Source organism: Companilactobacillus sp. HBUAS56275 (assembly GCF_036913655.1).
Classification (GTDB): domain Bacteria; phylum Bacillota; class Bacilli; order Lactobacillales; family Lactobacillaceae; genus Companilactobacillus; species Companilactobacillus pullicola.
Map to the genome: position 1 here is coordinate 715,097 of NZ_JAYKKK010000001.1, position 13,547 is coordinate 728,643.

Annotated in this window: 13 protein-coding genes; 5 read left to right on the top strand and 8 right to left on the bottom strand. The window is 34.9% G+C overall.

The features are described 5' to 3' along the window. Position 1 precedes the first annotated feature (1 nt). Both U8526_RS03340 and U8526_RS03345 read right to left on the bottom strand, forming a co-directional pair. Positions 2-1,219 carry an ABC transporter permease gene (locus tag U8526_RS03340; protein WP_334340551.1) on the bottom strand — a complete coding sequence of 406 codons (1,218 nt, stop codon included), beginning with the start codon at positions 1,217-1,219 and terminating at the stop codon, positions 2-4. Next, complete coding sequence (locus U8526_RS03345) at positions 1,219-1,953, bottom strand: ABC transporter ATP-binding protein (protein WP_334340552.1); 735 nt, start codon at positions 1,951-1,953, stop codon at positions 1,219-1,221. Before U8526_RS03345 ends, U8526_RS03340 begins: the two co-directional genes overlap by 1 nt. An 88-nt stretch (positions 1,954-2,041) precedes the next feature. Between U8526_RS03345 and U8526_RS03350 the strand changes: the two genes are divergently transcribed. The 4 genes from U8526_RS03350 (at position 2,042) to U8526_RS03365 (ending at position 4,446) form a co-directional block, all read left to right on the top strand. Further along, positions 2,042-2,470: an HIT family protein gene (locus U8526_RS03350; RefSeq protein WP_334340553.1), complete on the top strand. Its 429-nt coding sequence runs from the start codon at positions 2,042-2,044 to the stop codon at positions 2,468-2,470. 1 nt (position 2,471) lies between these two features. Further along, positions 2,472-2,765 (top strand): hypothetical protein, encoded by a 294-nt coding sequence (locus U8526_RS03355; RefSeq protein WP_334340554.1) that lies wholly within the window; start codon positions 2,472-2,474, stop codon positions 2,763-2,765. Positions 2,766-2,876: 111 nt separating this feature from the next. Then, the gene (locus U8526_RS03360) at positions 2,877-3,782 is read left to right on the top strand and encodes a peptidylprolyl isomerase PrsA (RefSeq protein ID WP_334340555.1); all 906 of its coding nucleotides are present in this window, start codon (positions 2,877-2,879) and stop codon (positions 3,780-3,782) included. Positions 3,783-3,843: 61 nt separating this feature from the next. Next, positions 3,844-4,446 (top strand): HD domain-containing protein, encoded by a 603-nt coding sequence (locus U8526_RS03365; RefSeq protein WP_334340556.1) that lies wholly within the window; start codon positions 3,844-3,846, stop codon positions 4,444-4,446. 91 nt (positions 4,447-4,537) lie between these two features. Here U8526_RS03365 and U8526_RS03370 read toward each other — a convergent pair whose 3' ends face one another. The 5 genes from U8526_RS03370 to U8526_RS03390 are packed head-to-tail and all read right to left on the bottom strand — an operon-like array spanning position 4,538 to position 11,555. Next, a complete protein-coding gene (locus tag U8526_RS03370) occupies positions 4,538-5,476 on the bottom strand; it encodes a 3'-5' exoribonuclease YhaM family protein (RefSeq protein WP_334340557.1) in 939 nt (312 codons plus the stop codon). Then, positions 5,476-7,905, bottom strand: coding sequence for an ATP-binding protein (locus tag U8526_RS03375; protein ID WP_334340558.1), 2,430 nt, complete (start codon positions 7,903-7,905; stop codon positions 5,476-5,478). Before U8526_RS03375 ends, U8526_RS03370 begins: the two co-directional genes overlap by 1 nt. A gap of 2 nt (positions 7,906-7,907) precedes the next feature. Next, complete coding sequence (locus tag U8526_RS03380) at positions 7,908-9,071, bottom strand: metallophosphoesterase family protein (protein ID WP_334340559.1); 1,164 nt, start codon at positions 9,069-9,071, stop codon at positions 7,908-7,910. A 60-nt stretch (positions 9,072-9,131) separates the two neighbouring features. Then, a complete protein-coding gene (locus U8526_RS03385) occupies positions 9,132-9,473 on the bottom strand; it encodes a YlbF family regulator (protein ID WP_056951434.1) in 342 nt (113 codons plus the stop codon). Positions 9,474-9,482: 9 nt separating this feature from the next. Beyond that, the gene (locus tag U8526_RS03390; protein ID WP_334340560.1) at positions 9,483-11,555 is read right to left on the bottom strand and encodes a PBP1A family penicillin-binding protein; all 2,073 of its coding nucleotides are present in this window, start codon (positions 11,553-11,555) and stop codon (positions 9,483-9,485) included. A gap of 90 nt (positions 11,556-11,645) precedes the next feature. Here U8526_RS03390 and U8526_RS03395 point away from each other — a divergent pair, with 90 nt between their 5' ends. Continuing rightward, a complete protein-coding gene (locus U8526_RS03395; protein WP_334340561.1) occupies positions 11,646-12,560 on the top strand; it encodes an RluA family pseudouridine synthase in 915 nt (304 codons plus the stop codon). 61 nt (positions 12,561-12,621) lie between these two features. Here U8526_RS03395 and U8526_RS03400 read toward each other — a convergent pair whose 3' ends face one another. Next, positions 12,622-13,542 carry a prenyltransferase gene (locus tag U8526_RS03400; RefSeq protein ID WP_334340562.1) on the bottom strand — a complete coding sequence of 307 codons (921 nt, stop codon included), beginning with the start codon at positions 13,540-13,542 and terminating at the stop codon, positions 12,622-12,624. Positions 13,543-13,547: the final 5 nt, after the last annotated feature.

Below are 13,547 nucleotides of genomic sequence, written 5' to 3' on the forward strand. Positions count from 1 at the left end.
ATTAATTTAAATATTTTTTCAGTTGTCTTGGCATATAGAAATAATTTACAAATACTAACACCAAAGCTCCAGCAATAACAATTATAAGCCCATTCATGCTCAATCCAAACTTATAAATAATTGCTATCGCACTGACGATCCATTGAATGCTTAAAATTATCGTGCTTAATTTTGTGAAGGAAGCAATCTTATCTTTACTGCTGATTGGGTACAAACGTTGCATAAGGTTCTGCATAACTTCTTTGAAGTAAGGTTTTAATTGGAACCCAACTAGATAAATGAATAACACTTCGACTATCAAAGAGATATAGAAGTTATCGATCAAAGCTAACATTATTGCTTGAATGACAGTTAATCTCAAGAAAAGTCCGATGTATTCATTATTTCTAACAAAGCCACGGGCAAATAAGTACAAATAAGTATTCGAACTAGTTGGTTTAATACCCTTGAATAAACCATCCAACCACTTACGACGTTTAATTTTACTATTAACTCCTGGTACATCTGTAAATAAGTTGTAAAAACGTTTGATCCGAAACATTCTTTGATTCTCAGTCGCAATTGCATAATCCCACTGCAACTGACCACTAGTCTCCAACGGTTTCACCCGCATATTCAAGAATAAATAATAAATTACTCCGACAATAACCATGACCGCACTCAAAAAATAGGCAGAAATGATTAATGAAACAACCAAAATAATATTTGATACTAAGCGCATACTTAAATTCCCAAAATGATCTTGACCATATAAGGCCATCAAGTCAACATTCAAAGAACCCAATTTAAATACAATCAAACCAATTGCAATCAAAACAATATCAATAATTCTCATTCCAGCAGCTCGTGATGCAAAAGCTGATAATAAGAAATTAACTAAAGCTAAGGTCACAATTGGAATAAATACACTATAGTTTTTAGCCGCCTTGAAATATTTATAAAATTCTTTTTCCTTAACTAACAAGAAAGTACTGTCAGGCTCTTCTAACAAGGTAGCAATTCCCCCAACCTGTGTAGCTAGGAATAATAATAGGATAACTATTGGTTTACCTAGAATTAATTGTTGGTGAATTGTTCCTAAAAGATTAGAATACCAAAATCCTAACGCACCTATCAAGACAATAAATGCTAGGACAAAATTATCATTAAAGATAAGTCGTAAATATTTAAATTGATCGAGTTGATGTCTTCTCAATCTTTTTTGCCATAGATCTGTCATTAGTGATCCTCGTGTGACATCTTGATATAGATATCATCAAGATTGCTGTCTTCTTGCATATTGAAATTAGCTTTGAGTTGATCCAAAGTTCCGTCAGCTCTCACTTGTCCATTGTTGATCAAAACAAATTTGTCCGCATGGTTTTGAACTGTTGCTAGGATGTGTGTCGACATCAATACAGAACATCCAATTTTTTTCTTAGCTTCAACAATGTTCAAAAGATCATTAACCGCCAAAGGATCCAAACCTGTAAAGGGTTCATCAATAATAAATAGACTTGCATCGGTCATGAACGCACAAACAATCATAACCTTTTGTTTCATCCCTTTAGAAAAATTCTGTGGGAACCAGTCTAATTTATTGTCCAAACGGAAAGTCTTCAACAATTCATTAGCATTAACCCAAGTCTTATCATGATCCAAGCCGTAAGCCATAATTGTTAAATCAATATGCTCTCTCAAAGTCAATTCAGGATATAAAATTGGCATTTCAGGAACATAGGCAATCTTTTTGCGATATTTCTCTACATCATCATGCAGACTGATTCCATCAATTAAAATCTGTCCGCTACGTGGTGTCAAAAGACCAATAATGTGTTTAATAGTTGTTGATTTACCGGCACCATTTAAACCAATTAAACCAACGACTTGACCACTTTCAACATTAAAGGTCTCTTTTTTTAATACTGATACTTGACCGTATCCTCCGGTCAGTTCTTTTACTTCTAAAGTCATGGATTAAACCACCTATTGTCTGTTTTTAATAATGTTAATATGATAGCATTGTAGTAAATATATTGCTGTTTTTGAAAGGAGTTTTTTCATGGATGATTGTATTTTTTGTAAAATTATTAGAGGAGAAATCCCTAGCACCAAAGTTTACGAAGATGATGATATCTTAGCATTCTTTGATATCTCTCAAGTAACACCAGGCCATACTCTTGTAGTCCCTAAGAAACACGTTCAAGATATCTTCGCTTATGATGAAGATCTAGCCCAACGCGTTTTCAAGAAGGTTCCTATGATTGCACGTGCCATCAAAGCATCTAATCCCAAGATCATTGGGATGAACATCTGCCAAAATAACGGCGAAATTGCTTATCAAAGTGTTATGCACTCACATATCCATCTAGTACCCCGTTATTCCAAGGATGATGCCTTTTCAATGCACTGGGGCGATAATACTGGCCTTGCAAGTAATGAAGAATTACAAGCTCGTGCTGACAAGATCAAAGAAAACTTGGAGGACTAAAATGAAATTTTTTACTGGATTCGTGGTTGGTACAGTTTCCGGAATTGCAATTCATCTCGTCCAATCAAAAAATGCGCTATCTAGTGTTAATGATACCAAGATATTTCAGAATATAAAAGATTTTAAGGATATATTAACTGACTTACAGAAAAATGCTGCTGTAGTTCCAGAAGTAGTATCTGGTATTCAAGCCGACTTGAACAATTATTCGCAAAGTATCAAGCCAGACGTAGAAGAACTCCAAGAATCTATCTCTGAAATGAAGTCTAACCTCGATCAATTAAACAAAAATTGAAGTTAAATATGAAGTTTTTGTGATTTTTTCATAAAATGATAAACTATTAACGGCATTTTATGGTAGTCTTTTCAACTGTAGATATATTTATTTAATTAAGGATGTGTAAAGATGAATAAACGATTAACTAAATGGATCTTGGCGCTTGCTGGTCTATTTATGGTAACTGTTGTTGCTGCTGGTTGTTCAAGTAACAAAACAGTTGCTACTCTTAAGGGTGGAAGAATTACCCAAGAAGAATACTACAAGGAAATGAAGAGTTCTTCTCAAGGTAAACAAACCCTACAAACAATGATTATCACAAAGGCCCTTGAAGACCAATATGGTAAGAGTGTTTCAACAAAACAAGTTGATAAAGAATACAACAAGTACAAGAGTCAATATGGTTCTTCATTTAGTTCAATTCTTCAACAAAACGGTATGACAACTGCCCAATTTAAGAAGAATATCCGTACAAATCTTCTTACAAAAGTTGCTTTGAAGAAGAACAAGACTGTTACAAACAAAGATCTTAAAAAAGAATGGAAGAGTTACCAACCTAAGATTACTGTTGCACATATCTTAGTAGCTAAGAAATCAACTGCTGAAGAAGTTATTACTAAACTTCAAAACGGTGAAGATTTCAGCAAACTTGCTAAAGAATACTCAACAGATTCTGCTACAAAGAACAAGGGTGGTAAGTTAGCAGCCTTTGATAATGATACAACAAGTATTGATTCAGACTTTAAGACAGCTGCATACAAGCTAAGTAAAGTTAACGACTACACAACAACACCTGTTAAGACAAGTTACGGTTACAGTGTCATCAAGCTTCTTAAGAAACCTGCTAAGGGTAACATGAAGGATCACGAAGCTGAACTTAAATCTAAGCTATATGCTTCATGGTTACAAGATTCAACTGTAATGCAAAAGGTTATTTCTAAGGTATTGAAGAATGCTGATGTTTCTATCAAGGATAGCGATTTGAAAGATGTTCTTTCAGGTTACGTATCATCATCTTCATCAAGCAAAAAATAATTGATTAATTGAAAAAGAACTCTAGATATAAAAATCTGGAGTTCTTTTTTTGAGGAAAAATATGGATTATATCAAATACATTAATGATTTCAAATTACAATCAGATCAAAGTTTCTTAGAAAATGTGAAACGATTCTACGAAGAAACTGATACAACCACTACCTTCTATCACGGTCAGATGGTCGCTAATGAAGCCGTTAAGCTCTCAAATGAAAACCACAGTCAACTTTACCCGGCAGGACTTCTACACGATATCAGCGCCTTTATTCCCAAAAGTAAGCGTCTAGATATATCTGAAAAATTACATATTCCTATCCTAAAAGAGGAACATCAGGTACCCCTTCTACTTCATCAAAAACTCTCCGCTTATATTGCAAAGAAGTGCTTTCAGATCAATGATTCAAATATTTTAGATGCCATCGAATGTCATACTACTTTAAAGAAAAATTTTAACAATTTTGACTTAACCGTTTTTCTAGCCGATAAAATTGCTTGGGACCAACCCGGTACCCCACCTTATTTAGAAAAATTGAATGAAGCTCTAAAAGATTCCCAATCAAAAGCTGCACTCGTCTACATTAATTATCTATTATCACATAATCTTTTAGTAGCGCATCCTTGGTTACTGGCTGCTCAAAAACAATTAACTCTTGAATGTAAATAAAAAATAGCAAAGGAGCGTTCACATTAACCCATATGGTTGATGTGAACGCTCCTTTTGATTCTAATAAATTAAATATATTCTACTTTTAAATTTAACTATGTTTATAAAATGAACGATTATCCAGGCCAAAGACTCTCTCAGAGAACTTACCATCTTCAGTTTTATCCAAAGCCTTAGTAATCATATTAATTGAAGCATCCATCATATCGATGTTATGCAATACTTCAGCCTCTAATATCTTAGGACGCTCTGGAGAACCGTATTCAAGCAAACCATGATGCGATAAGATCATATGTCTTAAAAGAATCATATCTTCACTTTCAAGACTTATATCAAGATCCGTTGCAGCCTTTACAATTTCTTCATCAACAATCGTAATATGGCCTAACATATTCCCCTCAAAAGTATATTCGATATCCAAACTACCTGTTAACTCAATGATTTTACCAAAATCATGTAGACAAGCTCCCGCTATCAATAGGGCACGATTAATTTGTGGATAAAGATCAGCAATCTTTTCCGCCATTCGTACCATACTCAAAGTGTGGAAAGCTAAACCACCTTGGAAATCATGATGATTGCTCTTAGCAGCAGCACTAGTAAAGAACTGATCATGATATTTTTTGAACAAATATCTAACGATCCTATTCCAAGCACCATTCGTAATTTGTAAAAAGACATCCTCGAACTCATTTTCCATATCAACACGTTTCATAGGTGCCGTCTGGACAAATTGTGACATATCGACAGTATCAGCATCCAAGAGGCCTAGACGAGTAATATTAACTTGAGGTTTACCTTGATAAAGATCACGACGTCCTTCTAATTGAACGATTGCTCCAACATGATAATTTTTAGCATCCTCTTCACTAGCATCCCAATATTTACCAGGTATCTGTCCCGACTTATCTTCAAAAACCAACGATAGAAAATTTTTGCCGTTCTTGGCTAGACGAAAATCGGAACGCTTAATAATAACTTCCAGACTCATTGTTTCTCCGTTATTAAAATCAATAATATGTTTACTCACTAGGCTTCCCCTTTCAATTTTAAGATGTGATCTTGTGGCAGTGAACTAGGTTCATTGGCCGTCACATAAATAACTTGATTATCTTTAGCAATCTTTTGAATCAATTCTAAGACATTCTCAGTTCGTGAAATATCAAAATCAACAAACGCATCATCGATCAAGATCGGTAACTTGATCAAATCTGATATTTCCGTGACAAAAGCTAGACGTAATGAAATATACAATTGAACTGTTGTTGCCTGTGACAATTCATGGACATCAAAGCGATTCTTAGATTGGCTGAAGACGGCAATATCATTATCATGAAAATCTATCTTAACGTAATTATTATTCGTTAACAAAGCAAAGTACTGCGTTGCTCTTTGGATCATCTTTGGATAACGATTTTCAGTCGCTATATTTAACATTTCCTTGATCCACTTGCTAGCCAAAGTCTTGGCAAGCCACTCATCGTAATATTCGATAATATCGACTTTATTTTGAGCCAATTGGTCAACTACCCTTTGATATTGGGTATTATCCAAAACCTGTTGCATCTGTTCTTTCAAAGAGCCAATTTGACGACTCAATTCATTATTCTTATCGGTCAAAGATTTCTTTCTCATAACGACTTGATTCAAATCATTAATCAACGCTGCATGATCTGAATACTGTTGCAACTGAATTAAATCGTCACCTAAGAAAGCTCGATCCTGTTTAATTTGACTAATAGTCGTTTGGTTCTTAACTTGACTAGTATGCATTTGAACGAATCTTTCCACACTGACTAACTGGTACTTGTCTACGATTTGAGAAATTTCAGCATTGATCTCTTGCAAACGTTGATTGCGATTATCTGTTATTTCTTGTGTCGCCGATTGATTCTGTTCATTCAAATCAGCCCGTGCCTTGACTTGATCTAGTCGTGCAAAATACTTTTCAATCTGTTCATTATAATTATCATTTTTATATGACTTATCTAAAATATTTAGTTCAATTAAAATATTACGCCATTTATTCAAATCAACCTCAATTGCCTTAATACCGTCACTCAAACTGTTTTGAGAAGAACGATAGTTAGCTAACTGTATGACCGTACTTTGAATATTAACAATACTCTCACGACTCAAATTCAGATAGCCCTTTTGTTGAAGAAAACTATAGTTAGACAAATCTTGCGTATTCTTTGCATTATGACTCTGATAGAAATACCAAGCAGCACAGCCGATCGCTACAATTGCAAAGATTACCTTCAACGGATTTCCTGTTACAAAGGCCAATATCACTGCAATTCCACAAACTATCAATGGTAAATTATTATTTTTAATATTTTGTTGCGGATTGATTTGATCTAATTCCTCGTTTGAGAGTGGTCGCATATCTTCAGATAATTGAGGATTATCCCTAAATAATTGATCTACTTGTGTATCCACTTTCAACAACTTTGATTTCATATCGTCACGATGAAATTGTAAGTTTTGCAACTCAAATTTCTGATTACGAATATAATCCATGCGCTTTTGATTAGCTTTATAATTGATCAACATCTGTTTTTCAACGTTATTCAATTGAGCAACATGGTTAGTCGTTGTGGTTTCTTGCAGAGTACTCAATTCCTGATTATCGGTTAAAAATTTCTCCCAATCCTCATTACTTATCTGAATATTTTCATCAATCGGTTCCTTATTTTTCTCTAACTCCTCATAACGCTCCCACTTCTTATCTAAATTACGTAAAAAGTTTTCACGTTCACTGACTTGTTTCAATAATTCGGCATTGCTATCAAATGCTGCCTGTGTCTGCTGAGACTGATTCTTAACTTGTTGATAAGCAACCTGTTGATTCTCAAACTCGGCCTTTTGCTCTAATAAATCATCACGTTGTTTTAATTTGGCAACCAATGGTTGTTTTTGTCCACGATGTTTGTAGATATTCTCTGCAGAAGTGGTCATTTGATCAGCAGTTGCCAACCACTCCTTGCTACCAACTGCCCCTACAGACATAATTTCAGTTTCTAATTGGTTTTCGTCCAATCCGTAAATAGAAAAAATATTTTTATCATCAAAGACGTGAGTGTGCTCGAAATCTTCCTTGGTAAAGCTACCTACGATCTCTTTTAACGAACTTTCAGGAACTTGTTGATCATCATGAAATAAGGTTAGATCTCCGCTCCCTTTTCCATCGATTCGACGAATTGTCCAACTACTGCCATCATCAGCCTTAAAAACCAACTCGCCTCCGTATTGACTACTCGTCTTAGGCTTATATTGTAAATATTTATTGTCGCCTCGAGCTGATGCAAAGCCAAACAGAATACTTTTAATGAAATTTAAGAGGGTCGTTTTTCCGGCTTCATTGGAACCAAAAATAACTTGATAATCTTGTTGAAAGTTAAATTCTTGGTCGACCCATTTACCAAAACCATATATTTTTGCTTTAACTAGTTTCACGATTACTCTCCAGTATATTTTTGATTAATTGCATTTTTAGTCAGTTTGACAATATGCTCCAGAAAATCTGGCTGACTAATATGCTCTCGAATAATATCAGAACTATAAAGTCTACTATCCAAATCTTTTATATCATCTAAGTTTATAGCCTTTTGTTCTGCTTCATCCCAATACTTTTGATCAATCGTTGCCAATTGTGGATTACTGTTATAATTTCGACTAATCTTATAAAGAATACCCGGCGTAGCCAAAGTCTGTATATGCTGTTTCAATTCATTACGTTCAATTGTTTTAACAACGTCAGCGTTTAAATTCTGAGCATTCTCAATTGTTAAAGTTAATAGAGTATTAGGTTTATTCAGGAGTTGTTGAATCTTTGTGATCAAGGAATCAACCGTATCATCAGTCGTAGCATTTAAACTGGCTTTTTCCCACGTATAGACACTGCTCTGAACAAATTTAATTTGAGTTGAGGTATTCTCAACCGTTACAAGATAAAAGCCTTTAGGAGTGGTTTCATTCTGATTGCGCCCTTGAATATCTCCAGGATAAACAATCATCGGTTTCTCATTTAGGACTTCCCGTTTATGGATGTGCCCTAAAGCCCAATAATCGTACCCTTTCTTTAATAAATCACTAATTTGAAAAGGAGCGTAGTTATTATCACCGACACCTGCATGCAAGATGCCGATTTGATAATCTACTGCGTCACGTTCAGGGTATTCTTGAACCAGATTTTTACTAATATGTTGTTGATAGTAGCTGAATCCAGCAATCCCGACTTTTTGTCCATCTTTGGCTGTCAGAACCTTCTCAGTAGGTTCCTTGCCAAAAATTGTCACATTATCAGGGAAATCAATGACCGAAAAATTACTTCGATAGTAATCATGATTACCATAAACCATAAAAACTTTAATATTGGCTTGGTTCAATTTTTCGAATTCTGATTTTAAAAACATCTGAGCCTTTAAAGAACTATCAGTATCATCAAAAATATCTCCAGCTAAAATAACAAAATCAACCTTCTGTTCCAAAGCAACACGAAAAAGCTTCTGAGCTGACTCATAAGTAGAAGCCTTCAATTTAGTCTGTAATTCCTTTGAAAAGTCACTAATACCAACAAATGGCGTATCCAAATGTAGATCCGCTGCATGCAAAAACCTCATTCTAAAACTCCCCCGTAAAAGAAAAGGACTTGAGCAAAATACCTAAGCCCTAAGTCCTTATTATTTATCTTGATAAATTTCGGCGATTGGTTTTGAAATGATCTTGTTCAATTCATCCATCATCGAATTCATCTTTTGCTCTTTTTCCATTAAGTTTTGAATTTCACTGTAGTTTGAAAGTTGATCTGTTAATTCACGCATTGAGTTGATGTCATCATCCGTGATTTCTTGACCTTGCATTTGTTTTTGTTGTAATTCAAACTGTTTGTTTTGAACCTTATCAAAAAGCTTATATGCTAGGTCGTTAGCCTTAACAGCTTCAAAAGCAAGTTTTAATTCGGAAACTTCTGTTGTCTTTCTTAAATCTTGTTCGAGTTGGTTGGCACTATCATAAATGTTCATACAGTCCTCCTATTGACCAAAAAAGTTCTTAATATCATTATACCATTCCGTGGCTTTATTTTTAACGTTGTTTACTCCATCTTCAATAGATTTTGTAATATCTTTGTTTCCAGAATTATCTTTAGACGCTTTAGCTAGGTTTGCAGCGTCTTTTACTCCAAAATCAGTACCTTTAGTTTCTGGCAAAATGTTCTCCATTTCATTTTTGAAAAGTGGAGCTAGACCATTCTCACTAGTACCAGGTATAAAGTGATTCTGATCCGTCTTATCAAATCCGATCCAACTAGCAACAACGACATCTGGAGTATAACCAATCATCCATTGATCCTTGGTACCGTCATAGCCCCATGAACGAGGTACTTCGGTACTACCAGTTTTACCAGCAATTTGATATCCTGAAGGTTTGGCAGCTTTACCAGTCCCCTCATTGTAAACGCCCAACATCATACTAGTCATTTCTTTAGCGGTATTCTTACTAATAATTTGTTTAGTAGAATTATTAGTATTATCGACAATAACTGTCCCTGTTGAATCGACAATTTTAGTAATGAAATGGGTATTTGCCAATTTTCCTTCATTAGCGAAAGCGGTATAAGCACGGGCCATTTGCATTGGCGAGACACCATTTTCCAAACCACCTAAAGCAAGTGCCAAATTCTGATCATTCTTATGAATCTTGATACCAAAATTCTCAACCGAATTAACACCTTTTTTAACACCGATTTTGTCCAATAAGGCAACGGCTGGAACGTTTTCACTTTGAATCAAAGCTTTATACATTGGAATTGATTTTTGATATAACCCATCAGCGTTAGTTGGCGTATATTTATTCTTACCAAAACTAGTTATTTCATCTGGCAATTCAGAATCATAACTGTAGCCATTTTCAATAGCCGGAGTATAAACAGCTAATGGTTTAATAGTAGAACCTGGTTGTTGCTGCATCTGCGTTGCACGATTATAGCCTCTGAAGGTATGATCGCCACGACCACCAATAACAGCCAATACACCACCAGTCTTAGGATCCAAGGCAATTGAAGCTCCTTGAATCTTAGTACCGTCAGCGGCATTAGATGGGAATAAATAACTATTATTAAATGAATTTTGCATATTTGTCTGCATTTTTTGGTCCAGAGTCGTATAGATCTTATAACCCTTATTTAAAATGTCATCTTCTTTTAAGCCATATTTATTAACGGCTTCAGAAATTACGGCATCAAAGAAATATGGATATTTATAAGAACTGCTTTCTGAAAAATTATCATTCAAATAAATTGGTGTATTCTTATAATATGTGGCTTGTGATTCAGTCAGCTTATTATTTTGAACCATTAATCCTAGAACTAGATTACGTCTAGCTTTGGAATTAGACATACTGTCTATCGGATTATAGTTGTTAGGAGCTTTCAAGATACCAGCTAAAACAGCACCCTCGGCTGGATTCAATTCAGAGGCATTTTTTCCAAAATACTTCTCTGATGCATCCTGAACTCCCCAAACACCATTACCAAAATAAGCATTATTCAAATACATGGTTAAAATTTCTTTTTTCGAGTAAACATGATTGATCTCAATTGACAAGAATAATTCCTCACCCTTACGTGAAAGAGTTTGTTTCTGTGTCAAAAGTGAATTCTTAGCTAATTGTTGCGTTAATGTACTACCACCACCACTAATACCATGATGTATTACATATCCCAACGCCGCACGCATGTAACCTTTAATACTGAAACCTGGATTAGTCCAGAAAGTACGATCCTCAGTGGAGATTACCGCATTCTGGATATTTTTAGAAATTTTATCGTAACTAACATATGTCCCCTTGTTTGCATATAATTCCCCGGCATCATCGCCATCTTTATCTAAAACCGTCGTCTTAGTTTGAAGCGATGACTGTAAATCTTCAACATTTGATGTCTTAGCTTTATAAGTCCAAATGCTACTTAAGACCAGTATTGCAGTTAAAACTAATAAGATAATCCAACGAGTAATTTGGAATCTTTTCCAATACTTTTTAATAAAAGACCAAGCAATTAGTAATTTCGGTTTGAGCCAATCCCAAAACCTGTTTTCATTATTCATTGTTTAAATACCTCTGTATAAGAACAAATTTTATCACATTATTGGCACTTTTTTTAAATTAGTCGTCAATATTTAAGGAGAACCCTTTCAATGTATCAAAAAAAAATCACCTATCATTCAAAAAATTACGGAAATTTAACTTTAAGACAACTACTAAAAACATGGCTAATTCCTAAAAAATGGCAGCATCTGTTCCGCATTCAGCACGATGTCCTCGTTAATGGCATATATCATCCCTTCAATACTGTCATTAAAGACGGCGACATCATTACCTTGAAGTTCAATTTTGAACCTCGAACCGATCAGCACTACTTACCTGGTCACGAAAAGATCGATGTGGCTTACGAAGATGATGATATTATTGTCGTCAATAAACGAGCCGGCAAAAAAACACACCCTAACCTCAAGACTGAAGACGATTCCTTAATGAACGACGTTGAAACTTATTTAACAAATGCCCATCCTTATATGGTCCACCGAATCGACATGGAAACTTCTGGACTGGTGCTCATTTCTAAAACGCCTTACTTAGTACCGATTTTCAACCGTCAGCTCAGCAGCAAGACCTTGCACCGACAATATTTAGCCGTTGTTAATTTAAATCAATCAATACCAAATTCTGGCACGATAGATTTACCAATTGGCCAAGACCCTAATGATGTACGTAAAAGAATGGTAACCAAAGATGGTTTAACTGCCATTACTGAATATGAAGTAATTAAAAAGAATAACAATTTTGCTTTATTAAAATTAAACTTGCTCACTGGTCGAACTCATCAATTGCGCGTCCACTTGTCACACATGGGTTGGCCGATTGTCAACGATCCCCTCTACAACTCAGAACCTAAAAATGGTAAACTGTTATTGTTTGCTGATAAATTGACTTTTGAAGAACCTTTCACAGGTAATTCAAAAATAATTGAAGCAAAATTATCGAAAGATATGTATAATTTAATATGTGCTTATTTTAAGCAACCAAAAAGCTCATCTAATCCCGACAATTAGATGAGCTCTCTTTTTGTCCAAAAAAGTTTAGGAGTGAAATAACTTTCTTGGTTAGACTGTACTAAAGGATGGACATAATCAATTTTATAATCGCCCCGACAGCAATTAATAAAATATATCCCACCACCAGCTTAGTTACAGCTTTGATTACTAAAGGATATGTCTTTGTCTTTATCTGTTCTTTTAGATATGGACGTAGATCATCCCATATATTTGGGTAAAGTAGTACGAGTAACAGTGTAATGTAAGGTACTACTTTGAGAATAGCTAAAATGGGAATTAACAGGAAGGCTAAGGCCCAGCTAGCTTTAAACAAACTCAAAGCATTAGTTTTGCCAATTTTGACAACTAATGTATGACGACCATTTTTTACATCTTCTTCTAGATCCGACGTGCCATTGCTGAGTTCCGCACAGAAAAAGGCGAAAGTATTTGGTAAACTTACCAAAATCACAGAAATAGCTGTACTAGAATCAAATTTACCAGTTCCAGCTAACCCTAAGTAAGAGTATGTCACTGGAATCAGTTGGGTAATGGCAATAGACACCACTGCTTCTCCAAACATTGTGGAGTTAAGTGGCTTGGGACCTGCTGAATACAATAGTCCAACTCCGATACCGACAATACCGAGCACTAATGTTATCCAACCTGTCTTATAAATTAAGAACGCCCCAATCAATAATGGAAAAATGGCCAAACCGTACATCCATTTTTTGACTATTGCCAATGATTCGCGATTAATTCCGATCGTACTGATCTTGTCACGGTATTCTTTACTAGATGAATTCCGATAATCCATATAATTATTATGAAAATTGATAAATAAATGAATAAAGAAAACAGCTATGAAACCTAAAATACCGTATAAGAAATTGTAAGTCCCATAATTTAGATAGGCAAAGACTATTGCTAATATCAACCATGCTAAATCGAGCGTGGTCGTTTTTATCTCTGATAATTCGCTAAAGAGTTTTCTATCCAAAATTA

What these genes read in the sequence shown, in the direction of transcription:
- U8526_RS03340 (WP_334340551.1), bottom strand. Translation starts at nt 1,219, where the DNA reads ATGACAGATCTATGGCAAAAAAGATTGAGAAGACATCAACTCGATCAA.
- U8526_RS03345 (WP_334340552.1), bottom strand. Translation starts at nt 1,953, where the DNA reads ATGACTTTAGAAGTAAAAGAACTGACCGGAGGATACGGTCAAGTATCA.
- U8526_RS03350 (WP_334340553.1), top strand. Translation starts at nt 2,042, where the DNA reads ATGGATGATTGTATTTTTTGTAAAATTATTAGAGGAGAAATCCCTAGC.
- U8526_RS03355 (WP_334340554.1), top strand. Translation starts at nt 2,472, where the DNA reads ATGAAATTTTTTACTGGATTCGTGGTTGGTACAGTTTCCGGAATTGCA.
- U8526_RS03360 (WP_334340555.1), top strand. Translation starts at nt 2,877, where the DNA reads ATGAATAAACGATTAACTAAATGGATCTTGGCGCTTGCTGGTCTATTT.
- U8526_RS03365 (WP_334340556.1), top strand. Translation starts at nt 3,844, where the DNA reads ATGGATTATATCAAATACATTAATGATTTCAAATTACAATCAGATCAA.
- U8526_RS03380 (WP_334340559.1), bottom strand. Translation starts at nt 9,071, where the DNA reads ATGAGGTTTTTGCATGCAGCGGATCTACATTTGGATACGCCATTTGTT.
- U8526_RS03385 (WP_056951434.1), bottom strand. Translation starts at nt 9,473, where the DNA reads ATGAACATTTATGATAGTGCCAACCAACTCGAACAAGATTTAAGAAAG.
- U8526_RS03390 (WP_334340560.1), bottom strand. Translation starts at nt 11,555, where the DNA reads ATGAATAATGAAAACAGGTTTTGGGATTGGCTCAAACCGAAATTACTA.
- U8526_RS03395 (WP_334340561.1), top strand. Translation starts at nt 11,646, where the DNA reads ATGTATCAAAAAAAAATCACCTATCATTCAAAAAATTACGGAAATTTA.